The 24,003-nt window shown below is 63.4% G+C and carries 27 protein-coding genes and 1 pseudogene; 17 read left to right on the plus strand and 11 right to left on the minus strand.

Going from position 1 to position 24,003, the window contains the following annotated elements:
- Positions 1–1,100 precede the first annotated feature (1,100 nt).
- The gene (locus tag E3O46_RS02665; protein ID WP_134446427.1) at positions 1,101–1,754 is read right to left on the minus strand and encodes a Pr6Pr family membrane protein; all 654 of its coding nucleotides are present in this window, start codon (positions 1,752–1,754) and stop codon (positions 1,101–1,103) included.
- A gap of 491 nt (positions 1,755–2,245) precedes the next feature.
- On the opposite strand from E3O46_RS02665, the gene E3O46_RS02670 reads away from it, so the two are divergent.
- Positions 2,246–2,536, plus strand: coding sequence for a hypothetical protein (locus E3O46_RS02670; protein WP_134561052.1), 291 nt, complete (start codon positions 2,246–2,248; stop codon positions 2,534–2,536).
- 372 nt (positions 2,537–2,908) lie between these two features.
- On the opposite strand, the pseudogene E3O46_RS02680 reads toward E3O46_RS02670, so the two are convergent.
- Positions 2,909–5,295 (minus strand): annotated as a pseudogene (locus tag E3O46_RS02680) (sensor domain-containing protein).
- A 508-nt stretch (positions 5,296–5,803) separates the two neighbouring features.
- Between E3O46_RS02680 and E3O46_RS02685 the strand changes: the two are divergent.
- Positions 5,804–7,399 carry a serine hydrolase domain-containing protein gene (locus E3O46_RS02685; RefSeq protein ID WP_134561055.1) on the plus strand — a complete coding sequence of 532 codons (1,596 nt, stop codon included), beginning with the start codon at positions 5,804–5,806 and terminating at the stop codon, positions 7,397–7,399.
- 801 nt (positions 7,400–8,200) lie between these two features.
- Here the strand turns inward: E3O46_RS02685 and E3O46_RS02690 are convergent.
- A complete protein-coding gene (locus E3O46_RS02690) occupies positions 8,201–8,596 on the minus strand; it encodes a hypothetical protein (RefSeq protein WP_134561056.1) in 396 nt (131 codons plus the stop codon).
- Positions 8,597–9,246: 650 nt separating this feature from the next.
- Between E3O46_RS02690 and E3O46_RS02695 the strand changes: the two genes are divergently transcribed.
- Positions 9,247–9,627, plus strand: a complete 381-nt coding sequence (locus E3O46_RS02695; RefSeq protein ID WP_134561057.1) for a VOC family protein — start codon at positions 9,247–9,249, stop codon at positions 9,625–9,627.
- Positions 9,628–9,694: 67 nt separating this feature from the next.
- On the opposite strand, the gene E3O46_RS02700 is transcribed toward E3O46_RS02695, so the two are convergent.
- Positions 9,695–10,153 (minus strand): MarR family winged helix-turn-helix transcriptional regulator, encoded by a 459-nt coding sequence (locus tag E3O46_RS02700; RefSeq protein WP_134561058.1) that lies wholly within the window; start codon positions 10,151–10,153, stop codon positions 9,695–9,697.
- Between the two features lie 61 nt (positions 10,154–10,214).
- Here E3O46_RS02700 and E3O46_RS18625 point away from each other — a divergent pair, with 61 nt between their 5' ends.
- The 10 genes from E3O46_RS18625 to E3O46_RS18630 all read left to right on the plus strand — a co-directional run bounded on the left by E3O46_RS18625 (position 10,215) and on the right by E3O46_RS18630 (position 15,674).
- A complete protein-coding gene (locus E3O46_RS18625) occupies positions 10,215–11,087 on the plus strand; it encodes an NmrA family NAD(P)-binding protein (RefSeq protein ID WP_241987325.1) in 873 nt (290 codons plus the stop codon).
- Positions 11,084–11,662: a uracil-DNA glycosylase family protein gene (locus tag E3O46_RS02710; protein WP_241987326.1), complete on the plus strand. Its 579-nt coding sequence runs from the start codon at positions 11,084–11,086 to the stop codon at positions 11,660–11,662. The genes E3O46_RS18625 and E3O46_RS02710 overlap by 4 nt, the downstream gene beginning before the upstream one ends.
- A 57-nt stretch (positions 11,663–11,719) precedes the next feature.
- Positions 11,720–11,893 carry an SDR family oxidoreductase gene (locus tag E3O46_RS02715; protein WP_134446437.1) on the plus strand — a complete coding sequence of 58 codons (174 nt, stop codon included), beginning with the start codon at positions 11,720–11,722 and terminating at the stop codon, positions 11,891–11,893.
- 471 nt (positions 11,894–12,364) lie between these two features.
- Positions 12,365–12,586, plus strand: coding sequence for a hypothetical protein (locus E3O46_RS02720; RefSeq protein WP_134561060.1), 222 nt, complete (start codon positions 12,365–12,367; stop codon positions 12,584–12,586).
- Positions 12,587–12,667: 81 nt separating this feature from the next.
- Positions 12,668–12,871 carry a ribbon-helix-helix domain-containing protein gene (locus tag E3O46_RS02725; protein ID WP_174774583.1) on the plus strand — a complete coding sequence of 68 codons (204 nt, stop codon included), beginning with the start codon at positions 12,668–12,670 and terminating at the stop codon, positions 12,869–12,871.
- Entirely contained in the window at positions 12,868–13,245 is a 378-nt protein-coding gene (locus E3O46_RS02730) for a type II toxin-antitoxin system death-on-curing family toxin (protein WP_134558452.1), read from the plus strand. Before E3O46_RS02725 ends, E3O46_RS02730 begins: the two co-directional genes overlap by 4 nt.
- Before the next feature lie 79 nt (positions 13,246–13,324).
- Positions 13,325–14,131 (plus strand): HD-GYP domain-containing protein, encoded by an 807-nt coding sequence (locus E3O46_RS02735; RefSeq protein ID WP_198413683.1) that lies wholly within the window; start codon positions 13,325–13,327, stop codon positions 14,129–14,131.
- A 119-nt stretch (positions 14,132–14,250) separates the two neighbouring features.
- Positions 14,251–14,685 carry a nuclear transport factor 2 family protein gene (locus E3O46_RS02740; RefSeq protein ID WP_134558450.1) on the plus strand — a complete coding sequence of 145 codons (435 nt, stop codon included), beginning with the start codon at positions 14,251–14,253 and terminating at the stop codon, positions 14,683–14,685.
- A 209-nt stretch (positions 14,686–14,894) separates the two neighbouring features.
- The gene (locus tag E3O46_RS02745) at positions 14,895–15,113 is read left to right on the plus strand and encodes a hypothetical protein (RefSeq protein ID WP_198413350.1); all 219 of its coding nucleotides are present in this window, start codon (positions 14,895–14,897) and stop codon (positions 15,111–15,113) included.
- A gap of 3 nt (positions 15,114–15,116) precedes the next feature.
- On the plus strand, positions 15,117–15,674 hold the full coding sequence (locus tag E3O46_RS18630; RefSeq protein WP_134561061.1) for a putative immunity protein: 558 nt from the start codon (positions 15,117–15,119) through the stop codon (positions 15,672–15,674).
- Positions 15,675–15,847: 173 nt separating this feature from the next.
- Here the strand turns inward: E3O46_RS18630 and E3O46_RS18635 are convergent, their stop codons facing one another.
- A complete protein-coding gene (locus tag E3O46_RS18635; protein WP_241987327.1) occupies positions 15,848–16,624 on the minus strand; it encodes a GNAT family N-acetyltransferase in 777 nt (258 codons plus the stop codon).
- Positions 16,625–16,927: 303 nt separating this feature from the next.
- On the opposite strand from E3O46_RS18635, the gene E3O46_RS02760 reads away from it, so the two are divergent.
- A complete protein-coding gene (locus E3O46_RS02760; RefSeq protein WP_134561208.1) occupies positions 16,928–17,290 on the plus strand; it encodes a DUF2200 domain-containing protein in 363 nt (120 codons plus the stop codon).
- Positions 17,291–17,298: 8 nt separating this feature from the next.
- On the opposite strand, the gene E3O46_RS02765 is transcribed toward E3O46_RS02760, so the two are convergent.
- From E3O46_RS02765 to E3O46_RS02775, 3 genes are all read right to left on the minus strand, one after another.
- Complete coding sequence (locus E3O46_RS02765) at positions 17,299–18,084, minus strand: isocitrate lyase/PEP mutase family protein (protein WP_134446444.1); 786 nt, start codon at positions 18,082–18,084, stop codon at positions 17,299–17,301.
- Positions 18,085–18,168: 84 nt separating this feature from the next.
- Positions 18,169–18,717, minus strand: a complete 549-nt coding sequence (locus E3O46_RS02770; RefSeq protein ID WP_198413351.1) for an NADPH-dependent FMN reductase — start codon at positions 18,715–18,717, stop codon at positions 18,169–18,171.
- A gap of 85 nt (positions 18,718–18,802) precedes the next feature.
- Entirely contained in the window at positions 18,803–19,420 is a 618-nt protein-coding gene (locus E3O46_RS02775) for a CGNR zinc finger domain-containing protein (protein WP_134446446.1), read from the minus strand.
- Between the two features lie 108 nt (positions 19,421–19,528).
- Here E3O46_RS02775 and E3O46_RS02780 point away from each other — a divergent pair, with 108 nt between their 5' ends.
- From E3O46_RS02780 to E3O46_RS02790, 3 genes are all read left to right on the plus strand, one after another.
- Positions 19,529–20,077, plus strand: a complete 549-nt coding sequence (locus tag E3O46_RS02780; RefSeq protein ID WP_134561063.1) for a carboxymuconolactone decarboxylase family protein — start codon at positions 19,529–19,531, stop codon at positions 20,075–20,077.
- 86 nt (positions 20,078–20,163) lie between these two features.
- The gene (locus E3O46_RS02785; RefSeq protein ID WP_241987328.1) at positions 20,164–21,042 is read left to right on the plus strand and encodes a pyridoxamine 5'-phosphate oxidase family protein; all 879 of its coding nucleotides are present in this window, start codon (positions 20,164–20,166) and stop codon (positions 21,040–21,042) included.
- A gap of 159 nt (positions 21,043–21,201) precedes the next feature.
- Positions 21,202–21,606, plus strand: a complete 405-nt coding sequence (locus tag E3O46_RS02790; protein WP_134446448.1) for a nuclear transport factor 2-like protein — start codon at positions 21,202–21,204, stop codon at positions 21,604–21,606.
- 102 nt (positions 21,607–21,708) lie between these two features.
- On the opposite strand, the gene E3O46_RS02795 is transcribed toward E3O46_RS02790, so the two are convergent.
- The 3 genes from E3O46_RS02795 to E3O46_RS02805 form a co-directional block, all read right to left on the minus strand.
- Positions 21,709–22,962, minus strand: coding sequence for a hypothetical protein (locus E3O46_RS02795; RefSeq protein WP_134446449.1), 1,254 nt, complete (start codon positions 22,960–22,962; stop codon positions 21,709–21,711).
- 55 nt (positions 22,963–23,017) lie between these two features.
- Positions 23,018–23,284 (minus strand): hypothetical protein, encoded by a 267-nt coding sequence (locus tag E3O46_RS02800; protein ID WP_134446450.1) that lies wholly within the window; start codon positions 23,282–23,284, stop codon positions 23,018–23,020.
- Positions 23,285–23,368: 84 nt separating this feature from the next.
- The gene (locus E3O46_RS02805; protein WP_134561064.1) at positions 23,369–23,980 is read right to left on the minus strand and encodes a LysE/ArgO family amino acid transporter; all 612 of its coding nucleotides are present in this window, start codon (positions 23,978–23,980) and stop codon (positions 23,369–23,371) included.
- Positions 23,981–24,003: the final 23 nt, after the last annotated feature.

Here is a 24,003-nt window from a genome sequence, read left to right on the forward strand (position 1 = left end):
CCGCCGAATCCTGGTGGGCAGATCTGTTGGCCATGAGTGGGCAGTTTTCATGGCCATCAGCGGGCATTTTCCGTGGCCGCCAGTGGGCAGTTCTTCATGGCCCTTGACAAAGGTATCCAAGGGTTTTGAATATCTTGTTTCCGCGCCCTGCGGAAAAGGCAGCCGCGGGTCTGGCGGCGCCTATTTTTGCGACTGCGCGCTTAACAGAGGCCCGAACCCGCGCCTACTTATCAAACGGGCGCGGGATGAGATCTATAAGTTGACACTCAGGACATAGTTGACGCACCCGGAGCCCGTATGGTGTCTCCACCGTCGCCACGTTCATCTCGTGGCCGCAGGCAGGACATACCGGTCCCTCCCAGGGGATGCCGTCATCGTCCATCGTAGGATTCTGCCTCAAATTGTGAAGTCCCTCGCCGACGGGCGACGGACGCTTTCGCTTCCCTGGACTAGCCGCGCAGAAGGTCGATCATGTGTTTGTCGTGTGCGACGAGAGCGGCCGTGACCCTCTTATCGATCAAAGCCGTGAGCTCCGCCATGGCTTGGTGTGCATACTCGTCCGCGCTGAGCTCCGTTGTCGACGTTTTGAAAACATTCTCCGACGATCGTGCTTCTATGTAGCGAATGATCGCGTCTAGCAATTCGCGATTCGGCATTTCCTATCCCCCCCCCCCCCGAGCGTGGTTATTGATCCCAAACGTAGTCCCTCGTGGCATGGCTCGGCAACGAATGTTAACAGCCATGCCAGACTCGGAGCAGCGAGGCTAATCTCGACTCGCCAACCCCTAAGGGTAATCTGTGTGTAGACGACGGAGTCTTGTCGTCCACAGGGTGCGATCCAAGTCGCAATTTCACTGCCTATCCGCGCAGCTTCATTGGAGTCTTCAACGTCGACGACTTATTAAGATAGTTCGGTGCTGTTATCGGCAGAAACGACTCTTGACCATCCCAGGTCGCCCGTTCGCCTTAGTCCATTTCTATTGTCGGAGTCCAGAGCTGATATTCATTTTGACTCTCGTCAACCATTTTTTAGAAGACGATCTCAGCGATCGATGACTTTGGGTTTTGCCTTGACATAGAGCACAAGATGTTTGGTAGGCCTACGGCTTTATGATCCGCACACGGCTCAGTGAGAAGATAACAGCTCCGACGATTACGGTGGCGACGAAGATGACGATGGAATAGATCGCAACGCTTCCGTACCCAGTGGCGGGGTCGAGGAACGGGTAGGGCACCCAGCCGTCAGTTGCACCGCGGATGATGACGACGATGATCCAGAGCACCGGATAGATCAGGACGACCCAGAGTCGCTTCCACGCCAGGGCGGTGCGGTCGCCGAAGAGGATCCAGTCCAGTGCGGCGTAGATCGGGAATGCGACGTGGAGCACCCAGTTCGCCCACTCGAGTGAGACGCCTCCCTCGAGGCCGGCCAGGAGGAGATTATAGACGATGCCGACGATCACGATGTAGGTCGTCGCGCAGGCACGCGCGAACATGAGAAGTCGCGTCTGTGTGCGGCCTATGAATGTGGTTAGAGCGGCGAGGAGCAGGATTACCGCGGTGATGATGTTGCTCTGCATCGTGAAGAAGCCGAAGAAGTTGAACGGGTTGATGTTCGCTCGCGTCGCTGTGTCGAAGAAGGTGGCCACGATGGCGATCACAACTAGCGCGACGATGGCCACTCGGAGGACGGCAAATAGGTATTTCCGTGATCCGGTCGATGGTTCCGTCTTGATATCGCTGGTTGTCGTCATGCTTCTCTCCCCGCTAGATGTTGTGCGTATGTATGAAGCATGAGCGCGATGCTGTCAAGCCTACGAGTATCCGGGGGCATCAGATAGATCGTACCGACCCTTTACTGACGTCATCGCCGAAGGCGATGCGTCGTCCAGCCAGCACCTCTTGCACGTGGTCCCAGGCCTCGTCGTCCACGAGTGGTTCGTGAGTGCCGTCGTGATTGGACGGGCGACCGGATGGGTCGAGCGGACTTTTTCGATGGCCAGATTGATCAACTGTTGTCGGGTTGTCGCGTCAAGCACCGCGCCATATATGCGGGGCTGGCTTGCCCTCCTCGGGGAATCTCTGGGCCCAGACGAACCGATCCACTGGTGGCCAGTCATCGCGCTCGCGCTATCACCGCTTGCCTTCCTGGCAACCCCTGCCCTTCTGAACGACTTGCGCCTTCCTGAACTCATGACGCAGTCTCGCCGTTGGCAAACAAACGGCACGCCGGTAGAGACGGGCGATGTCGCCGGACCTGACTGCCGCCATTGCACGCGGCCAGGGAAACGAGATTGTGGCGATTCCAGCGCTCGGCGATGACGGCGAACCAATGGTTGTGAGTCTCGTTTTGGGCCCGACGAGTTCACTGATCAGCGTCCCGAAGGCGTGGAGTGAGCCAGTACCGGACTACACGGACGCGGTCGAAAGCCTTTACACACTTGCCTACGACGCACTCTCGGCTGGGCCAGGGGGATTTTCAGAAGCAATCGAAATGACCGATTTTGAACTGTACGACCCGGACGACACAGGTTAGGTGGCCCGTGCATCACCTAGCTTGGCAGCAGGTTTACGTGACGCAAGTCCGTTTTGCGACCGGACAGTTCGAGCGGGCGCGGGATCCTTCCGATGCCTTCCGTGCCTCGCCGTGATTGAACAACGCGACGAGAGGGAGGATGGGTCCTTGATTCCTGCGCTGTTCACCCCTAGTCAGCATGCGCCACGGCGGCATCCAGCAACGGTTGAAGAGTTTCACGACCGGTTTATCAGAAGGTAGGGGTTCCTCGAAGAGCGGCGGCGGCGGGGGTTCACCCCGCAGGAGGCTGATCTCGCCCTGCGCGAGGCGGCGGTCGCACTCGGCGTTGTGCCCGGGCCGGCCGCGGTCCTGCGGCTCATCTGGTGGTGCAGATCAGTTGTCGATGCTCACGTGCTGGGTCGCGGCCTCGGCCCGGAGGGTGGCGCCGTCGGCCGCGATTACCTGGATAACGTCGGCGATCGAGAGCGGGCGGCCGAGCAGGAACCCCTGACCGTCGTCGCAGGCGAGGTCGAGGAGGTCGTTGAGCTGGGCGACCGTCTCGATGCCCCCACCGACCACGCTCATGCCCAGGCCATGCGCCATCGCGATGACCGCCGCGACGATCCCGCGCTCATGCGATGACACGGTCAGCTGCTCGAGCTTGACGACACCCACCGGGAACTTCGGCAACCGGGTGAGTGAGGTGTACGTCGCGCCAAAGTCGTCGACCGCGAGCTGGACCCCGAGGGCGGCGAGCGCCTCGAGGGTCCTGCGCGAGTCCGGCCCATCGTAGACCAGGGCTCGCTCGCTGACCTCGAGGCATAGCTGGCCGGGCGCGAGCCCGTGCTGCTCGAGGGTACTGCGGACGAGGTCCACGAAGTGTCGCTCGCGCAGCTCCCGACCCGAGACGTTGACGGACATCGTCAACGAGGCGATGTTCGGGTCCCGATCGGCGGTCCACGCCGCGAGCTGCTCGCAGGCCGTGTCGAGCACCCAGCGCCGATCCGCACGATCAGGCCGCGGGCCTCGGCGACGGCGAGGAAGTCCGCGGGGCTGAGCGTCCCGCGCCGGGGGTGCTCCCAGCGGATCAGCGCCTCGAACCCGAGGACATGCTGTTCCGCCAACGAGAGCCGTGGCTGGTAAACGAGCCTGAACTCCTTGTTCTCCAGGGCAAGCCGCAGCTCGGCTTCGATTGCGGAGCCCTCGGCGGCCTCGATCGGCGCGAGCGGGTCGAAGATCTCGAACCGGTTCCGGCCGCCCTCCTTGGCCCGGTACATCGCCGAGTCCGCGTTGCGCAGCAAGCTCGAGGCATCGTTTCCCGGATCGTCGGTGACGACGGCTCCGACGCTCGCTGAGAGACGCAGAGTCAGGGTGCCGACCTCGAACGGCTCGGCCATGGCGTGCACGATGCGGTCGGCGACCTGCTCGACGTCGTCGGCGGTAGGTACCTGCTCGCACAGGACGATGAACTCATCACCACCGAGGCGGGCGATCGTGTCCGTGCGGCGTCCGGCCCGCTCCAGCCTGCGGGCGACCTCGATGAGCACGCTGTCTCCGACCTCGTGGCCGTACGTGTCGTTGACGTCCTTGAAGCGGTCGAGGTCGACGAAGAAGACCGCGAGCCGGTTCCCAGCGCGCTCCATGCGGACTAGAGCCTGACCCAGGCGGTCCGTCAGGAGGTGCCGATTGGCCAGGCCCGTCAGGGAGTCGTGCATGGCATGGTGGGCCAGGGCCTGCTCTGCACGCTTGATCTCAGTGATGTCCCGCATGGAGGTCAGCACCCCGACGAGGGCGCCGGTCGTGTCCCGGTCGGGTGACAGGGTGGTGTGGAACCACTTCTCGCCGCCCTGCAGGTCGCGCGCCGAGAACTCGATCTCGTCCGGTTCACCGGTCTGCAGCACTGCTCGCAATGCGGGCTCCCACATCGCGAGCAGACCTTGGTCCATCCCCGTCTCACGGTCGGTGCGACCGATCAGCTGCTCGAGCGTCGTGGCACGGGCGCGCTCACCGGCCGGGTTGACGTACCTGTAGCGCAGATCGCCGTCGTACTTCACGATCGCGTCGGTCGAGCCGTTCAGCACCGCCCGCAGCTGGGCCTCGGCCACTATCAGCCGCGCGTGCTCGTCGGCCGCCGCCTTCGCCATCCGCGCGACCTCCTGTTCGGCTCGCCCCTGGCGGGTGACGTCCCGGCTGGCGCCGAACGTGCCGACGATCGTGCCGGTGGCGTCGCGCAGCGGGAACTTGCTCGTCTCGACCCACGTGCCCGGCCGATCGACGAGCCGGTCGACCTCAGCCTTATCGATCAGTGGCTCACCGGTCGCGATGATGCGCTGCTCGTCGGCGAGGAGCTCCAGAGCGTGCGCCCGATCCGTCAGATCGAAGTCCGTCAGACCGACCAACTCCTCCGGCGTCCGGCCCGTGAGGGCCGCACACGCCGGACTGACCCGGATGAACCTGCCCTGCAGATCCTTGAAGAACACGATCGCCCCGGGGGCCTCGAGGAGGTTGCGGGTCCAGAACTCGCCCAGGTCCTCCTGGAGGCCGGGGTCTTCGGCGGCCTGAGGCGCGAGAGCGCCAGGGCCCTGCTCCGCACCGTCAGAGGTCCACGTGCTCATCACTTCACCAATCATCCAGTCGCGGAGCGCCTGAGGTTCGCGATCGCCGCAGATTCGCTCGTTGAGTAAGTCCTTTTGGGCTGGGTCCGCGTGGGCGCTATTAATGGCTGGCGGCGGGCGATAAACCCTTGGTGCGAACAACGAACTCAACACGCTGCCGACCATACTCTACGTCAAGCACCCGGCGTTGCGTCCCTGAGCGTGCTGTAACGGATCCCGGAGACCGTGTCGCCGCAAATGGCGACGGTCACCGCGGGATCCTTCGAGAACAAGGGGACGCCGGCCAGGGGTGACGGCCCAGATGGGACGCATTTCAGAGTTCGAATTCGTCCGGGGCACACATAGATCCCCAACAGACTGCGGCTTTGACGCAAGGTCATGCTGCACCCATCCCGCGTGATCACCCTGGTGTCTGCGCTCAAACCACGGCCATCTTGTTACCCGTCCGATCTGCACTGCGACGCGAGCCAGTGGAGGAACTTCATGGGCAGGAATCATTGGTGTGTCGGAGCACCGGGTGACGCGCGCGATGTCGGCGGGGGCGGCGGGGTGGCCGGAGCTGGCGACCGGGCGGACGGCGACCGAACTATCTAAATATCACTGATGTCCTGATGCACCAGCGCGGCGAGTTTCTCGCGGAGTGCCGTCACGACGCCGGGCTAGAATCACGCGCATGCGAACGATTCGCGAGCGCCGCCGATCAGTTCCCCTGTGGTGCGGCTTGATGAACGCGGTCGTCCTGATCTCGTCGCTCGCAGGGGGCACGACGGTGTCCGCTCGCGCCACTGAATTACCGTCGCCCGGGTGGGCATCGGCGTCCGAGATCAATGCTTTTCTGCAAAAGGAGCGCGCCGATCTGAAGCTGTCGGGCCTCGCCGTGGTCGTGCTGTCTGAGGGATCGGTCCTATTCGAGGGGGCATTCGGCGACGCGACACCGGGCGGGCCCGCCGTCACGCTCAACACACCGTTCGTGCTCGGGTCGACGTCGAAACAATTGGCGGGACTCGCGATCCAACAACTCATTGCACAGGGCAAGCTGTCTCTCCACGACACGGTTGGTACGCTGCTGCGCCGTCTCGGCAGCGAAAGCAGCCCCTTCGCTGACGTGACAGTCGCGGAACTCCTCAGCCACACGTCAGGAATCAGCACTGCCGCAGGCACGGCAGATGTGTTCGACCCAACGCCTGCGTTCACCTCACTCGGAACCGAGACACGCCATCTGTTGACGACCGCGTCGTCGTCGCTGGCGGGCACGAGGTTCGAATACTCGAATGGCAACTACACCCTGCTCGGATCGATCATCGAGGAGGTCACGAGGCAGACATTTGAGGCCGCCTTACAGAGCCTCGTGGCCCGGCCCCTCGGGCTCAACACGACCACGAGCGACCTCACAGCTGCCCAGGCGAACGGGCTAGCGCCGGGCCATTACACATGGTTCGGGATGATCGACTCGACAACGCCCGGCCCGCGCTGGCCGATGGGCGCACCATCCGCCTATACGAGCTCGACCGCGGTCGATCTCTCCCGCCTGCTCGAAGCCGAGCTGGGTCGGCCATCCGGCATCGACTCCGCCGTGTTCGCGGCCGATCACGTGCCGTTGGCCGCCGTCGATAAATACAGCAGGTATGCGAGTGGCTGGTACGTGCGCTCGTTCTGGGAATTACACGATGGTGACGAAAACTTCGACGACCCGGCCCTCCCGCTGATCTATGAGCACGATGGCGACACCACACGGGAAACCTCATACCTGGCGTTCTCTCCCGACCTTGGCTTCGGAGTCGTCGTGCTGAGCAACACCGGGCTCGGCACCGATTCGGGCCGATTCAGCGAATTCACCTACCAGCTCCTCCACACCATCGTCGGCACAACGGCGGCCCCGCATGTGGTTGATCCCGTTGTCGCCGCCGCGCCGATCATTATGATTGCGCTGCCCCTTCTCCAGCTGGCCGCTCTGATCCTTCTGACCGTCTCGTTCGTGCGCCGGCGCCTGGGCCGCCTCGCACGATCGATGCTGCGGGTCATCGCCGCGCTCGTAACAGTGGTCACATTGTTCGTCGCATTCGTTGTCGTACCGGAAAGGACGCACCAGTCCCTTTTCAATCGCGTGTGGTGGGCCGGAGTGCCGGACCTGGCGGTATCGACCGCGTCTAGCCTGTTATTCGCGACGGCGACCATCGCCGTGGGGGTCGTCGCGCTGATTCATGCGCAGCACAGGAGACGCAGCCTGTCTGTGAATGATCCCGCCGACAACGCATCCTGGAAGCAATAAGGAAACGGTTGCGGGTTCGAATCCCCCTGCCGCTCAAGCGGTTTTAGACACCACATCGTGCGCATAGAGAGGCTACCCAAGCCGCATCGATGGTCGGTCTCGGTCAGTCAGTCTCGGCGACCTCTGGATGAGCGGCAGCGTACCCAGCGTGACGACGGTGCCCCTGGAGGCCGTCATGGGTATCTTCATCCAACGAGCGCCATCGAGCGGGCAGCATCAACGCGGCCGCCCCTCCTTGCGACACGTGGGCGGCGAGGAGGATGTCGATGGACGCATCTGTCCGCGCTCACACCCTCCTGGAATGCGCAGGAAGTCTAATAGGACCCGTGCGCCGCATGGCTTGTCTCGGTGGTCGGGACCGGCAAGAATGTGGCCGAACGGAGTTACTTAGTCGACGCCGACGTAGGGCCTGACGGAAATGAGGAGCGAAATGAACAGACAAGATGGCCTTCCGCCCAAAGATCCCCGAGTCACCAGCGAGGCAGTCGCCGAACCGGATGAAAAGGGTGAGTACACCGACGTGGATCCGGACCTGGATTCAGTGAGCGCTGACACCGACAGCGTCTCCGATAGCAATGGGCCCGCGAAGCCCGGGGACGGGTCCGAAGAAGGGGAGTACACCGACAGCGACGAGCCGGACTGACAAATCTCACCGTGCCGGCAGTGGAAATGGAAGTGTCGCGAAGTGGGGCTAGGTTCGCAGTGCCCAGCAGTGGCCCAGGAACGCGGACGATTTCGTCATCACTTTTAGCCGGATCTCGGTGTCCATCCGAGTCATCGATGCTGTCGTTGGCTAAATGCCTAGGCTCTCGTAGCGAGGTCTGTGTTCGCGCGCACGACAAACGGCGGATTCTTCAGCGTCGGCATCTGGCCGCTAATAGCAAGCATGTGTCCGGACGTCGAGTTCGAGCTCGCGCCGAAGTGATGGTCGGCGAAAACGAATTCCTTGGCCAGCCAACTGTAGAACGGGTTCACCGTGTCATTGTCGATTTGGGCGGGCAGGGCCGGGTAGTCGCCCATCGCGTAGTGCACCCAGCTGTTGCGATCGTGAGGTTGATCGAAGTTCGGTCCCGCCGTCAAGAGGTTGCCGCGGTTCTCGACCAGGGCGCCCGAGGCTGACAGGGTTGGGAAGTAGAAATCGTTGGTCTTGTTCTCCTGCAGGAACACGATCACTCGATGCGCCGCTACTGCACCCATGTCATGCCCTCCCTAGTTGAGCGTCACCGATTGGCGCCGGAGACAGGAAAACACGCATGGCGTCAGGTCGCTACAACAACAAGGTGAATTCTTCTGGCCAGATCAAGATCCATTGCCGACACCGAGCGCGCGAGGCCGTGGTCTTTCTGTGCGCTGCTATCGCGATACTTTCCGCTCGACGAGCAGCCGTCGAGCGATATCGCGCTGCGACACGCATCGGAGTGGGTGTTTCCGCGGCGTTCGAGCCAAGCTGGAACAGTGCCAAGTAAATAGCGTTTGCTGTCGGTTTCGTGTGCATCACGCTCGGGCCCGGCAGGCCCCATTTCCTCCCCCGCTATATCGCCAGCGGTTTCCAAAAAAAGTAGTCCAGTCGCGCAGAACTGTATCTGTCTTCAGCTGGCGTTAGTAGAAGCGTTCAGGACCACCCGACCAAGTCCTGCCTGCCTGTATCTCAGGACGCTAATCCGGTGCATGATGACGCTGACAGACGCCATCAACATTGCCGGACTGTCGGTCCGGCCCAGACGCGCACTGATGAAAGGGCTGCCCGGAAACCGGACAGTGCCGAAGGACAAAGGCGGCCCGGTCCGGCGTGGTGCCGAATCCGTCGGGGAAAGCAAGCCGTTCTAAAACCACAAGGAGTGATAAGCATGCTGAAGGAAAATGAGGTCTTCGCGGTCCTTCCAGCGAAGGACATGGCCCGGGCTAGAAGCTTCTATCGGGACAAGCTTGGGCTTGAGCCCGCGGACGTCATGGACGAGGACAACGTCCAATATCGATGCGGGAACGGAACGACTTTCCTGCTGTACAAGACCGACAATGCGGGTACGGCCCAGAACACGCAGGTCGGCTGGAGAACCGACGACATTAATGCTGAGGTTTCGGATCTTCAGAGTCGCGGCATTGTCTTCGAAGAATACGATTTTCCAGGGCTCAAGACGGAGAACGGCGTCGCAACGACACCGGTCGGTAAAGCAGCGTGGTTCATAGATAGCGAGGGCAACATTCTCAACATCTTCCAACGCCCATAGCCCCGACGCCGTGCGTCACTTGATGTGCCTTTAGTGTCCCGTGGGAATCGGCAGACGCCTTCAGGTGTCAGGATCCTCCGAACGGCGCCGATAGCGTGGTGGCGGTGGCGCGGGAGAACTGGTCGAGCAGAGTGGCAAAGTCGGTCACGGTTTGGTCATCCCAGCCTTCCACGGCGTGCCGGAGGAAGCCGATTCGGAAGCCCTTCGCGGTCGCGTTCAATTCCTCACCGGCCGGGGTCAGGTCGAGGGTGACACTCCTCGGGTCATCGGGGCTGGGCGTGCGGCGGATGAAACCGGCCGCCTCAGTCGACGCCACGAGCCGGCTCGCAGTGGAGGGTTTCACCGTCAGGTTCGCTGCGATATCGGCGATCCGGGCCCGCTCCCCATTGTCCCTGAGACGTGCAACCGTGTCCGTGACGAGCATGGCCGACAGGTCGACCGTGCTGGTCAGGTGCGCCGGCAGCTCGAGCAGCCGTCGCATTCGGATCAGGGCGGCGTCAATCGTTTCCCAGGGACTCTCGGTCATAGGTGTACTCTACACATATGATCGAACGAAGAGGGAAGTCTGCTCGGGGGAGAGGAACCCGATGGCAGTCGAAGTGATTCTGGTCACGGGCGCGACCGGGAACGTGGGCAGGGTCGTCGTGGAGCGGCTCCTGGCCGCGGGGCGGCCTGTGCGAGCTGCCGGTCGTACCGCTGAGTCCGTTTCCCGGATGTTCGGCGACCGCGTGCAGGCCGTTCCGCTGGACTTCACGGATGAGTCAACCTGGGCCTCGGCGTTCGAGGGGGTTCACAGCATGTTTCTTATGCGTCCGCCGCAGCTCGGGAAGCCGAAGACCCAAATGGTCCCCGCCCTTGACTATGCCCGTGACCACGGCGTCCAGCAGATGGTGTTCCTCTCGCTACAGGGTGCCGAAGGGAACAAGATCGTGCCCCATGCTGCGATCGAGTCGTGGTTGCGCGCCTCGGGCATTTCGTGGACTTTTGTGCGCGCGTCCTTCTTCCATCAAAACCTCACGACCACCCACCTGACCGACATCCGCGATCTGAACGAGATCATGGTTCCCGCCGGCCGGGGCGCGACCGCGTTCGTGGACGCCGAAGACGTTGGCGCGGTGGCCGCGGCCGCACTTCTGGACCCGCTCTCCTATGCCACCGCTGCGTTGACGGTGACCGGAGATGAAGCGCTCACGTATGACCAGATCGCCGGGATCCTCACCCGGGAACTCGGCCGCCCCATCCGTTATGCCCGACCAGGGATGTTCCGCTACGTTCGTCACGCACGCCGCATTTTGGGGATGCCATGGGGGCTGGTCGCCGTCACGACGGCCATCTACACCACCGCCCGGCTCGGACTCGCCGCCGGTCGCACCGAAACCGTCCGCGAAGTCCTGCACCGCGACCCGATCGGCTTCGCCACTTTCGCCCATCGAGAACGCGACATCTGGAACAACACGTGACTATTGAGGAGATCCGGCGGGCCATCAACACGGATCCCGCGAATTCGGACTGGGCGAAGCAAGGCGCGGGGCCTTTGTTCGTTGCGGACCCTGCCGCTCGGATCGTGATCATCGGTCAGGCGCCTGGCCAGAGGGCGCAAGCCTCCGGCATCCCCTGGGACGACGCAAGTGGCGCAAAGCTCATGATGTGGCTGGGTGTGACAGAGACTCAATTCCGAGACCCCGAGCTGTTCGCGATCCTGCCGATGGACTTCTACTACCCCGGCAAAGGCACCAGCGGGGACTTGCCACCCCGAAAAGACTTCGCACCGAGATGGCATCCGCTCATCTTGAGCCAGCTGCCGCGGATTCGTTTGACATTGCTCGTCGGCAAGTACGCGCAAGACCAGTATCTGGTCGGCCGAGCCAAGAGCAACCTCACCGAGAACGTCCGAGCGTTTCGAGAGTACCTGCCCGAGGTGTTTCCCGTGGTGCACCCGTCCCCGCTCAACTTCCGTTGGCAAGCGCGCAATCCATGGTTCGAGGCTGACTTAGTGCCCGCGCTCAGGGCATCGGTCGCTGACGCGATCGGGTAAGCGCCAACGAGTCATCGACGGCGTCCGCGGCGTTTCGGGTCTGCATTGAGCAGATCGATGTCAGGCCTCGTGCCAGATGAAAAGCCGGAGGCGTGGGGATGGGAGCGGTTCACTAGGGGTATCGCCCTGAATCGCCTTGCCGAGGTCGCCGACGTCGCAGGCGTCGTCTCTTTCCTGGCCGGACCCGACTCCAACTACATCACCGGACAATCGATTCTGGTCGACGGTTGAATGGTCTTCAACTAGTCAGGTAAGAATCTCCGCCCCGTGCAAGATCGGGCAGCCGCACGACTTTCAGCGACAGCCTGAGAGAAATGGGGAATTGATGCGTGCACGTTTATTCAACGTTTATTGCCTCGAGACCGGCCGAGGCGGGCCGAGGGGTTGCGATAAAGTATGTTCCAAACATCGCAAGGAACTCTTGATCAGATCGAGATCAGTCAAGATGAGTCTAGGTTTCGAAAGCTGAGTCGCTTGGCCAAGAAGCGCCCAACGCAATCCGTCGGTCCCGGGTTCAAGTCCCGGCCGCCCTACTCCAAAGTATGGTTTGATCAGGTTTTCTTGTCCTCACAGAAGGGGCAAGACTTGATGCATGCAGTCTCTATCCATTGTTTATTCCGAAGTGCCCGCCTACTGACGGCGCTCATGGAGAAGGTGCGCGACCGAGTTCGCTCGGTCTGGAGTGACCTCGAACACCTACGGGTGGACATCATCGAGGTGATGCTCGGCACAGCGACACGCGCGCCGCTCAGCAACACGACGTTCTCTCCACGAGGCCTACAGTTCTCGCCACGGAGTCAGATCGGGATCGCGCTGTTCATTGTCGGGCTGGCAGTGCTCGCATTCGGTGCCGGCTGGATGCTCGGGCAACGTCAAGCGGCGAGCCAGCGACGATTGTCCGATCCGTGCAGGTCAGGCAACTGAAAGGTTCCGCTGCGTGGCCCGCGAGCCCAACCCCTATCGGGACGCTATCGAGAACGGTGTCACGGGTGATACCGTGTGTCCATGCCAATGACCCTTCGCTTGACCGATGACGAGGCGGACGCTCTGCGTCGCCGTGCCGAGTACGAGAGGCGGTCCATGCAGGACATCGCCAAGCAGGCGGTGCGTGAATACGTCGAGAACCACAGCCGACAGGACCTTCTGGGTAGTGTCCTTGACGAGGAGCTCCCGCGCTACGCCGAAGCGCTTGAACGCCTGGGAAAGTGATCTATCTCACCTACGCTGATCTCCTCTTCGTCGGGCAGCGGGCCCTCGGAGGAGACATGCCGGTCCGTGACCAGGGGCTGCTTGAGTCGGCGCTGGCCCGTCCGCGCGCGAGCGCATTCGGAAGGGATGCCTACGGAAGCCTCAACGAGAAGGCCGCGGCGCTGACGCACTCCTTGGCCCGCAACCACGGCTTGATTGACGGCAATAAACGCCTGAGTCTCGCTGCTCTGCTCGCTTTCCTCGGTATTAATGGAAGACGGCTGACCTGGTCGAATGATGAGGCCTATGAATTCATCATGGACGTTTCTTCCGGGCGGCTTGACGACGTTTCCGAGATTGCGGAACGCATTGATCTGGGAAGCGAGGAGCGCTGAGACGCAGGCGCCGTGGTCGACTCGAGAGTCGTGAAGGCTTCATTCCTCTCGCCGAGGTGTGGGTGACTGTCACTGGAAGTTGAGCCTCTGTCCCAGGGGACCTGCAAAGGCGTATCTGGTCGACTGGTCAGGCATGCCCTACATGCGATTCCTGCTAGGCAACATCGCAAAGGGAGAATCCCTCCCGCAACGGCTCAAGGTGATGGGCACTCTGCTCCGGGATACCCGTGGCCAACTCGCGAGCCTGATCCACTCGCACTGCACCTCGGCAGCTGCCCTGGGCCGGCAGATTGGGCTTTCCGCGGATGTCGAGAACACGCTCGCGTACACCTTCGAGCGATTCGACGGCGAGGGCCTGCCGGCGGCAGTTTCCTGCGACAAGATCCCGATCGAAATGAGAGTCGCCCAGTTCGCGGATGTCGCCGAAGTTCACTACCGGATATACGGGCTCGACGCCGTGATCGCGATGGCCAGAAGCAGGCGGGGCGGACACCTCGATCCCGACGTCGTCGATGCTGCGCTTGGCTCGCCCGACGAGATCTTTGCGCCCGTGCCCGCCGGTGACTCCTGGAGTGATGCTCTTGGCTATGCACCCGATCGGGAGGTCCGACTCACCGACGAGAGTCTCGACCGGTTGGTGTGCGCGATAGGCGACTTCGTTGACCTCAAGTGCCCCTTCGCCTTCGGCCACTCCCGGCGCGTGGCCACGCTGTCGGCGAAGGCAGGTGAATTGTTGGGACTCGACGCCGGTAACCTCCGAACGCTTCGACGAGTGGGATACGTGCACGACCTCGGCTGTCTGGGCGTCTCCAACCAGGTGTGGTCCAAACCGGGCGAGCTGACTCCGTCAGAGTGGGAGCGCGTTCGCAGCCGGGGCCGCCAATGAACGTCTTGGGATGCGCCTGCCGGAGCACACCGACGCCGTTAGGCACGACGAGCGTGCCGCTTCCTCGGCAGAGGAGCAGAATGCTCGTAGTCGAGTTTCAACGTTGACCGGGAGGAAGAATGAGCGACCTCGATGTGCGCGAATCTTTTCTGCGGGCAATCACAGACAACGATCCGGAGGCCATGCGCGAGGGCCTCGAGCGTTTGTTCGGCCTCACCAAGGAGGGGCTCTCACCTGACGCTGAGTTTCGGCTTCGTGATGAGACCTACGTGATGGAGATGCCGCAGTCGGGGGAGCGCATCCGTGGACGTGAGGCCATGCGGGCAATGCAGGAGGCTTTTCCTGTTCCCCCCTCGATCACCCTGCGCCGAGTCGTGGGGTCGGGGCAAATCTGGGTCGTCGAGGGGACGAATGACTATGCCGGGGATGTGTGGCACGTGGTGGTCATCCTGGAGTTCGGAGCGGACGGGTCGATCATCCGGGATACCCGCTATTACACGCGAAAGTCGGAGGCACCCGGATGGCGGTCTGAATGGGTGGAGCCCCTCGACTAGATGACTCTGCTCAGGGGTTGTGTCAGTTGTAATTTCTCACAGAACAGGACACTCCTGGAGCTGCATGAGACCACCTGTTCACTGGAACCCGTGAACCCCGACTGCGGAGTTTCTGTCATTCGCTCCGAGACCTGATCTCGACGGATTCCCCGTTTCCTGGGGAACCTCAAGCGGGCGACGTGCGTGTCAGCCGGGGTACGTTGGGAGACGTGACTAGCCGAAGCGGACGCATCGCCCTCATCGCCGTCGGCGTGATCGCTCTGATCCTTGGTGGCGTCTGGACCGGGCAGGGCATGAATCTGATCCCGGGAAGTTTCATGACGGGTAGCCGGATGTGGCTTTCCATCGGGCTCATCCTCGCAATCGTTGGCATCATCCTGATTTGGCTCGGCCTGCGACGGCCGGGGCACGGCCGCACGAGCAGGTGAGACGTGCCTTCCCCGCAGTCACTCAGCGAAGGTGACCGACGCCTCGTCGCAACCTGGGCTGCTGACTGTGCTGAGAGAGTCTTGGTCCATTTCGAAACGGAGGCGCCAACGGACGGCCGGCCACGTGATGCCATCGCTCGTACTCGGGCATTTGCTCAGGGTGATCTTGATACCGCCGGTGAAATTCGCAGGCGCTTCGTTGCTGGTCGGGCCGCGCAGGCAGTGAACTCTCCCTCGGCAGTGGCAGCTGCTCGGGCTGCCGGACAAGCTTCCGGCGTCGCGCACATGGGCGCGCACGCACTCGGCGCAGCCGCATACGCAGCGAAAGCCGCCGGGCTAGCCGCCGCTGATCAGGCTACGGCAGTCTCCGATGAGGTCTCCTGGCAGCTCGAGCACATGAATGCCCAAGTCAGGGCGGCGCTTCGGCAGTTGCCGCCCCTTGGTGAGGATTCCGCGGGCCCACTCGGTTCAGGTCTTCTCGCGTCGGGCATCCTCGGGTCGATCATTCGGAGGATTCAGGCCGCCTTGGGCAGTAGCTCGACAGAGCAGGGTCTCCGGTAGCCGGACGGCCACGGTGACATTTCAGCGCGGAAGTGCGATCGACCGGGACCGATGGATTGGCTGGAAGTTGACGATCGATTCTCTCCCCTGAGTGACATGCACCAAGCGTGAATTGCGGAGGCTCGAGGTTGCCCACATGTGGTGCCGGGGGAGCTGTTGCGACGGGCGAGCGGCTAGAGTCCGATCACGGAGTAGCGGCGTTCGATTCCCGCGGTGGCGTGACCCCACTCGCTGCTGGCGACACGTTCCTGGTGGGCTTCGAAGGCGGATGCGTGCTCAAAGCGCTCTTCGACCTGCCACACCAGGGGATTGCTCGTCCGGGTGACGTTGAACGACAGGCATCCCGGTTCGGCGCGGGTGAGGGCAAGGTGCAGTTGCAGGTATTCCCGGACAGTTTCCGCTTGGTCCTGGGTGCGACAAACAAGCTGCCCGCTGAGGGACACCTCGCCGCCGACTAGCTTCTTCTTCATCTTGAAATTGGTCAGCTGCACGCCGGCCGTCACCGGATGTTGTTCTGCCTCGACGGTGAATCCGGAGCGCTCAAAGAAGGGGCGGGCTGTAATGCTGACGTCAGCTGTCAGCTCTGTCAGCTGCTCCTGGCGCGCGCGGGCCTCCACGTGGCCGATCAGTTGCCGTGCCACCCCGCGTCCCAGGTAGCGAGGGGCGACGAACATCATGTCGATATGTCCCTCAGAGTCCACGTCGGAGAAACCCGCCGGCGCACCATCCACGGTTGCCACACAACTGTTCCGCGCCTGCATCGCCGTATGCCAAGCGGACAGCTCGCGCGCTTCTGGCCGCGCCCACGCCTGAATCTGCTCCCGCGAGTAGTCGGCGGCAGCGGTTTCTGTCACTGCGGCAAGGAAGATCGCTAACGTGTCTGCGGCATCCGCTTGACAATATGGCCGGATGATAACGGCCGGCGTGTCGGCACCTGTGTTCAGATCCACAGGATCAGCATCCCACGTGGACTGTGCATGACCGTGCGGCATTCACTGTGAATCAACGGGGGCAGTCCGCCGTCGTCGATCTGGTCGGTCGGCCGCAGGGTTGAACGATCCGACAAGGCGACCGAGCAGACTTGCTTACCGTCGTCGACCCGCCCGGTCCTGCGGTCGGCGATCGTGCGCCCAAGAATGCTGGTCTGGGTCTTTCGTCACCTGATCGGCGGGCACGGATTGCGCGCAGAGCTCGGCGTCGTTCTGGTTTCGGAGACGATTGACCCTGAGACACCCCTCGCCTACGCTGGCATCGTGTCCAGGATCTTCGGTACCCAGTTCTCAGCGGTGTATCCGCTCTACGTGGCGAAGGTGGAGCGCAAGGGCAGGACGAAGATGGAGCTCGATCAGGTGATCATGTGGCTGACCGGATTCGACGACACGACGCTTCGCCGTCACGCCCAGGGTGGAACAACGTTCGAGGAGTTCTTCGCAGAGGCGCCGATGAATCCCAGCGCGTCGCTGATCACCGGTGTGGTGTGCGGCATCCGCGTGGAGACCATCGAGGACCCGCTCATGCAAAAGATTCGCTATCTCGACAAGCTCGTCGACGAGATTGCGAAGGGTAAACCGTTGGAAAAGGTGCTCCGTGCACCCGCCACGACCAGGACGGCCTGAATTTCTGATCAGTTCCCGCTGGCTCGACTGAAAGCCACGAGGCGAGCCTGCATTTCCCAGTAGGACGTCGCGGTCGGTGCCTGACGGTTATCGCGCAGGGCCGTGACAGTGTCCACGGCCCTGTCTATGGCTGCACGGTACGGCAGCGACCCCGAGCTCACACGCTTCACCCCCAGATCGCCGAGCTCGGCCACAGTCAGGGAGGGGTGCGCGAGCACATTGACCGGCAGCGCCACAACCGCGGTGATCCTCCGGATGTCCTCAGGATTCACGAGGCCGGGCACAAAGATTCCGTCGGCCCCGGCGTCGGCATAGGTGCGTGCTCGAAGCAGGACGGCCTCGACAGTCGCGTGCTCGCCGAACCAGAGATTGTCCACCCGCGCATTGACGAAGATGTCGGGGCTGAGGTCTTTGACGGCGCTGATTTTGGCGGCAGCCGTCGATGCATCCACGAGATGCCCATCCCGGCTGTCCTCAAGATTGACGCCGGCCACGCCCAGGACCTCTAGCTCGGCCACAAACTCCGCAACCTCCGCTGGGTCGTCGGAGTAGCCGTCTTCGACGTCCGCTGTGATGTGGACCGACATGCGGCCCAGTCGCGCCGCAAGTGCGACGGTTGCCGCCTTGCTGGACCCGCCACCATCCGGCAGGCCGGCGCTGGCCGCGATGCCAAAGCTCGTCGTGCCGACGGCCGGAAATCCGGCGTCCGCGAATGCCAGGGCCGAGCCGACGTCCCAGGCATTGGGTAGCACGAGCGGTGAGTCACGGTAGTGGAGTTGCCGAAAAGTTGACATCGTTGTTCCCGTCCTGCGCCAGCCGAATCGATGAATTCTCGTCAGCGTACTAGTGGGTGGCGAGCGCGCAAGCCGGTCCGAACGCTAACGCTTCTCGTCGAGTTCTTCCGCGGGCCAATGCTCCTGCATTGTCGCCCACCAGCGGGCCAGTGCTTCGCGTTCCGGCTGCGCCGTGACAGCACCGGCTGCAACCAGGTCCCGCCCGATCGGGAGGTCGATGCACGCTCCATCGAGTACCTGTGCGTCGACATAGCCGAGTACCGATCTCAATGTGGCGAGTGCACCGTGCCCGCGTCCCGGTGAGGCCACGTTGATCCACGCGACCGGCTTCCTGGTCAGAACGCTGCTGCCGACAGTCCAATCCAGAAGATTCTTGAAGCTGCCCGGGAGTGTCCCGGCATACTCTGGCGTGCTGAACACCACCACGTCGGCGTTGTTGATCTGTTGTCGCAACTCCGCGACCGGACCTGGAACCGGGTCGTGGTCATCGTCCGGGTTGAAGGCGGGTAGTGCAGACAAGCCTTGGTACACCAGTGCGATCGAGCCTGCTGGCGCCAGGTCGCGCACCGTGGTCAGCGCCGCGTTGTTGGTTGAAGACTGCCGAGTGCTGCCCGAAACAAGGAGGAGTCTCATATTCGTACTTCCCATACAGGCCACAGGCGGAGGAAAGCAGCCGGAAGGATCATCTCGTCGGCGCATCGTCTCCGGCCCGGGCGCATCAGCGAGCCGTGAGTTCGTGTGCCGTACGCGCGGAGCGTACCGATTGGTAATGCCGCGCAGCGCGAGCGCGGTTGCCGCAAGCGACCGAGCACCATTCCCGTCTGGGGTGTGTCTTCACGAAGTAGAGCACGCATCCGGGCGCGTGGCATGCCCGCAGATTCGAACCGTTTTCGCCCAGCAGGTGCTGGGCGTGGTAGGCGACGTCGGCGAGGCCGGCAACCACCGGAGAAACCGCGGATTCGGGGGAGAGCGCGAGAGCCGCTCCGCTCAGCCGCAGCTGCGGGATCGGACGCTGGTTGGCGGCGGCGTTGATAGTGAGCAGCGCGTCCTCCACGCTCGCCATGGGCGATTCGGCAGTCCGACGATCATCGTCCGTCACGTGGGCTGCCAATCGGCGCACCGCGTCTCGCAGATTCCGTGCCGTCAGGAACTCGTCCCGAGTCGTTGCCGCGCCTGCCCGATCGATGCGGACGGCATCCAGCCAGGCGTCTACGCCTGTCGGTGTCGCGAAGTCGTCGTGAAGGCCCTCCGTGTCTGCCCAGATAGTCGCCATCAGGCGGACCGGCATCGGCTCGTCGGCGAGCGCCCAGCTGCGGTCCAAGCTCCTGTTTCCCATGCGGACAAACTATCACGGAAGAAATCACTTGCATACGTTAGAAAGATCGTGATAGTAATTGTCACGGATGAACATGAGTTCATGCATTAGTAAACGAGGAGAAGAACCATGACTGCCACCATCACTGCTATCGTCCCGATCCAGCCCGAAACCGCGACGGGCGTCGCCAGGGACCTGCTTGACCAGGTCCAGAAGGGACTGGGTCTCGTGCCGAACATGGCCAAGGTCATGGCCAACAGCCCCACCCTGCTGAAGGGTTACCTCGCTCTCTCCACCGCAGTCGGATCCGGCAGCCTTTCTGCTGCGGTGCGCGAGCGCCTCGCTATCTCGACCGCTCAGCTGAACGGTTGCGAGTACTGCCTCTCCGCCCATACCTTCATCGGAGGCAACATCGCCAAGGTCGATGCTGCCGAGCTCGACTCCGCGCGCCGAGCGCAGTCACGTGACCCGCATGTGGCCGCACTGCTGACCCTCTCCAACATGATCGCGGAGAATGCCGGTGACGTCGGCGATGACGCGCTTGGTGCAGCCCGTGCCGCTGGTGTGACCGACGCGGAGATCGGCGAGGTCGTCGCGAACCTCGCGCTGAACATTCTGACCAACTACTTCAACGTGCTCGCTCACGTGGAAAACGACTGGCCTGTCGTCGGGCTGTAATCCTCGACTCGATTCTCCAGGAGATGATGACGATGATCGGGACGCCCCAACTCGCCGACGTCGGCTTTCACGCCGGCGAACTGGCCGTGCAGCGCCAGGCCGGTGTCACAATCGACGCGGCCCGCCTGTCAGGGATGCTCGGGCCTGTCACTCTGACCGCCCGGATGGCCGGGTTTCTCAGCGATCGAACGTTTCTCGTCATCTCCGGGAGGGATCGCTCCGGACGCCTCTGGACGTCCCCGCTGGTCGGCCGTCCCGGTTTCTTGGAGGTGCTGTCCGACACCTCCGTTGCCGTTCATGCCGTGATCCCGCCGGGTGACCCACTCCGCGGGCTGCAGGCCGGTCAGAAGATCGGGATGGTCACGGTTGAATTCGCCACCCGGCGCCGGGTGCGTATCAACGGCGCACTCACGGTGAGCGGCGGCGATCTCCTTGTCGTGGACGTCGAACAGGCCTTCGGCAATTGCCCGCAATATATCCAGCAACGTGTTCTCGTGCCCGATGAGATCGATGGGGCGGGCAGCGAGCACGTCAGACACGGCAGCACGCTCTCGATGGAAGACCGTGAGCTGATCAGTGCCGCCGACACGTTCTTCCTCGGCACAGTGAATCCCGAGCGGGGGTCCGACGCGTCCCATCGTGGCGGTCCGTCCGGGTTCGTCCGCATAGACGGGCACGGGCTGTGGTGGCCCGACTACCAGGGCAACAACCTCTTCAACAGTTTCGGCAACATCACCGTCAACCCCGAAGCCGCCCTGTTGGTCATTGATTTCGCGACCGGCAAGTCGTTGCAGCTATCCGGCACGACCCAGATCGAATGGGGTGAACCCGGTCGGCCCGGAGATGACGGACATACAGGCCGCATTGCTCGCTTCACCCTGCAACGCCTCGTGGCCGGCCAGGTTCTTCCGGTCCGGGAGATCACTCACACCCCTTATCCGCGCAACCTCGCGCTGACCGATTGACAAGGACCGTTCCGTTGACACTGGCGGCCACTCCGCACCTACGCTGCAGCGCTGCTCTGGCGTTCCCTCAACGCCCCGGACGAGTTTTAATCGGACAACCGGAATGTGGCGCGGTGAGAGGCGCCGACTGAACTGAACCACGGAAGGAACGTGATCTGCATGAATGCGAATCAGGAGTCCAATGGCGAGACCCGCCTGGCCTACATTCTCGGCGTACCCCTGGCCGAGAATGTCGTGCGCCAATGGCCGCAAATGGGCGAAATCGTGCGCACCAGCACACTCATCGGCAGCGTCGAGGGCAACTTCGCGGAACTGACACTGGAAGTCGGCAGACGCCTGCGCCTCGGGGATGTCCTGGTGGTCGAGTGGACCTGCAACTACGGCGACGGACGCCTCTACCGCAACGTGACCATCGGCGAACTCGAGAACGGGGAAGCCGTGCGCGTCACGGACTACTGGGGCGAACCCACCGACACGCCTCTCTGGCGAGTGCCGCTGACCGACCGCCTCGACATGCCCGGCGACGGCATCTGGAAGGACAACGACCACCTGAGCCACCACTGACGCGAAAGCGACCTGACAACCGGTCCGCGGATTCCGAGCACAGGACGGTCGGGGTGCCGCCGTGCTTGCGGCGCCGTTCTCGGCGCCGATGGCTGCACTGCCTCAGCGGCGGCCCAGCCGACCGATGGCGAACCCGACGACGCCGATGAGCCCGCCGAGGGCGACCCAGCCCGCGGCGCGGCCGCCTCTTGCCGCGTCCGGTAGCGGATGCGGCGACGCGGCCTCCGTCGCCCCCGCCCCGACAATGGCCACGGAAGCCGCCTCTGCCAGCGGCACCGCGGCATCCGCTGCCGGGGCGACGACGGACGCGTTGCGCACGAACAGCACGAACCACGCGAACACGATCAGCACGGCGACGAGTTCGAGGGCGGTGAGGTTGTAGTACCCGATCGGGTACCAGAGCAGCACCGCACCGCCGATCGCGAGTACGAAGACCGTCGTCGTGACGACGAAGCTCCGGGGGAGGTCCTTCAGGACGAGCGGGACCAGCACGATGAGCGCGACGAAGCCGACGACGGCAGAGGTCGCGAAGGTGTTGTGCACGACGAAACTGACGTCGACGGGCACGAGGCCGACTCCGATGAGCGCAACGCCGACGATGATGATGATGATCCGCACGAGCGGGACGCCGCGGAGGTCGCTGCCTGCGGCGCTCCGCCGCGAACGCAGGTCGAGGGTCAGGTAGTCCGCGAGGGTCGTCATCACGAGTCCGGCGAGGAGGATCGTCAGGTTGAACGCGTATGCGGAGGTTGCGTCCCCCATTCCGAGTGCGCTGAAGTTCGCCTGCCACCAGCGCGGGTCGGCCGCCGTGAGCATGCTCGAGAATACCCCGGCGGCGAGGAAGAGGCCCAGGAGTGAGGCGAGGCGGGTCGTCGTGATCTCCGCGGCGAGGAGGAACAGCGCGAAGGTGCTCGCTGCGACCGTCAGCGTGACGAACAGGGTCGCCGCGAACGGGTCGAGCAGCAGTTCGCGGAAGGCCAGCTGGAACACCGCGTAGACCGAGCTGATCAGGAGGCCGGCCATTGCGGCACCGGTCACCGACAGCCCGATGGTGTCGAGGATGCGTCGGATGCGGGCACGACTGCGCCATCGCGGAGAGTGCCGGGTGAAACGGACATAGGACCATCCGAAGACCAGCAGTCCGATCAGTCCGGCGATCTGGGCCGAGAGCCCGCCGACGGAATTTTCGCCGGCGAGGCCGACGGCACGGCCACCGAACACGATCACGGCAGCGAGGAGCCCCGCGAGCGCGCCGACCGCAGCGGCGATCAGGGCACCGGATTCCACCTCGGATCGGCCGTTACCGGTGCGTTCGTCCTCCACCGGCGGTTCCGGGTCCGCGCGGGAAGGAGTCATCTCCCTATCCTGTCGCGCTTTCGAGGCTGCTGTGGCCGCTGAGCGAGGTGTCGGCCTATGCGGGCGGGGCCTCACTCACGAAGCAGGAGATTGCACTCGCGAGGTCCGGCCGGACCATCCGGGCGACCGGGGTGCCGAATTCGATGACCTCGTAGCCGTCGCGGTTCCTGGCGATGAAGCCGATCACGCTCAGCGCGTTGTCCTTCGCGATCCGGGAGTCGCTGACCCGCCACTCCCGTCTCGAGAGCGCGCGCACCTGGACGTCGCTGGGCGAACGGGACTGAAGTGCGGCGGCGATCATGGTGGGTCCTTTCCTCGACATGAACCGACCGTAGGTTCGGTTCCTATCGGTTGCCTTGGGGCCCGATGTGAAGCCGATGAGGCCCGGTACACTCCGATCCGGGACTCAGGTTCCGATCCCGAGCAGCAGGCTCACCGCGATCACGGTCATGATCACCGCGATTCCGATGTCGAGAATCCGCCACGACACCGGCCGGCCGAAGACCGGGCGCAGCAGCCGGGCGCCGAAACCGAGCGCTGTGAACCAGATGACACTGCCGAGCACCGCCCCGAGACCGAAGTACCAGCGTTCGTCGCCGTGGGCGGCGGCGACGGAGCCGAGGAAGACAACGGTGTCGAGGTAGACGTGCGGGTTGAGCCAGGTGAGCGCCGCGGTCGTCGCGAGGACCTGGGTGAGGCTCGCGGCAGTGCCGACGACCGAGGTGTCGAGCGGCCGAGGGAGAACGGCCCGACGTGCGGCGAGCGCCGCGTAGCCGAGCAGGAATGCGGCACCGACGATCCGGACCACGACGAGCAACCACGGCACCGTGCGGATCAGCGCCCCGAATCCGGCGACACCGACCAGGATCAGGACCGCGTCGGAGGCTGCGCAGACGATCACCACGGCGAGCACATGTTCCCGGCGCAGTCCCTGCCGCAGCACGTAGGCGTTCTGGGCGCCGATCGCAACGATGAGGGACAGGCCGAAGCCGAGGCCGGCGAAGGTGGTGAGGATCATTCTCCGACCGTACCTCGGCGGCG

Source organism: Cryobacterium glucosi (assembly GCF_004402235.1).
Lineage (GTDB): Bacteria > Actinomycetota > Actinomycetes > Actinomycetales > Microbacteriaceae > Cryobacterium > Cryobacterium glucosi.

Coding starts and splice junctions, on each gene's coding strand:
- E3O46_RS02685 (WP_134561055.1), top strand. CDS start 5,804: ATGCGAACGATTCGCGAGCGCCGCCGATCAGTTCCCCTGTGGTGCGGC.
- E3O46_RS02780 (WP_134561063.1), top strand. CDS start 19,529: ATGACTGCCACCATCACTGCTATCGTCCCGATCCAGCCCGAAACCGCG.
- E3O46_RS02775 (WP_134446446.1), bottom strand. CDS start 19,420: ATGGGAAACAGGAGCTTGGACCGCAGCTGGGCGCTCGCCGACGAGCCG.
- E3O46_RS02695 (WP_134561057.1), top strand. CDS start 9,247: ATGCTGAAGGAAAATGAGGTCTTCGCGGTCCTTCCAGCGAAGGACATG.
- E3O46_RS02715 (WP_134446437.1), top strand. CDS start 11,720: ATGTCAGGCCTCGTGCCAGATGAAAAGCCGGAGGCGTGGGGATGGGAG.
- E3O46_RS18625 (WP_241987325.1), top strand. CDS start 10,215: ATGGCAGTCGAAGTGATTCTGGTCACGGGCGCGACCGGGAACGTGGGC.
- E3O46_RS02790 (WP_134446448.1), top strand. CDS start 21,202: ATGAATGCGAATCAGGAGTCCAATGGCGAGACCCGCCTGGCCTACATT.
- E3O46_RS02800 (WP_134446450.1), bottom strand. CDS start 23,284: ATGTCGAGGAAAGGACCCACCATGATCGCCGCCGCACTTCAGTCCCGT.
- E3O46_RS02700 (WP_134561058.1), bottom strand. CDS start 10,153: ATGACCGAGAGTCCCTGGGAAACGATTGACGCCGCCCTGATCCGAATG.
- E3O46_RS02670 (WP_134561052.1), top strand. CDS start 2,246: ATGTCGCCGGACCTGACTGCCGCCATTGCACGCGGCCAGGGAAACGAG.
- E3O46_RS02770 (WP_198413351.1), bottom strand. CDS start 18,717: ATGAGACTCCTCCTTGTTTCGGGCAGCACTCGGCAGTCTTCAACCAAC.
- E3O46_RS02740 (WP_134558450.1), top strand. CDS start 14,251: ATGAGCGACCTCGATGTGCGCGAATCTTTTCTGCGGGCAATCACAGAC.
- E3O46_RS02765 (WP_134446444.1), bottom strand. CDS start 18,084: ATGTCAACTTTTCGGCAACTCCACTACCGTGACTCACCGCTCGTGCTA.
- E3O46_RS02805 (WP_134561064.1), bottom strand. CDS start 23,980: ATGATCCTCACCACCTTCGCCGGCCTCGGCTTCGGCCTGTCCCTCATC.
- E3O46_RS02725 (WP_174774583.1), top strand. CDS start 12,668: ATGCCAATGACCCTTCGCTTGACCGATGACGAGGCGGACGCTCTGCGT.
- E3O46_RS02795 (WP_134446449.1), bottom strand. CDS start 22,962: ATGACTCCTTCCCGCGCGGACCCGGAACCGCCGGTGGAGGACGAACGC.
- E3O46_RS02665 (WP_134446427.1), bottom strand. CDS start 1,754: ATGACGACAACCAGCGATATCAAGACGGAACCATCGACCGGATCACGG.
- E3O46_RS02690 (WP_134561056.1), bottom strand. CDS start 8,596: ATGGGTGCAGTAGCGGCGCATCGAGTGATCGTGTTCCTGCAGGAGAAC.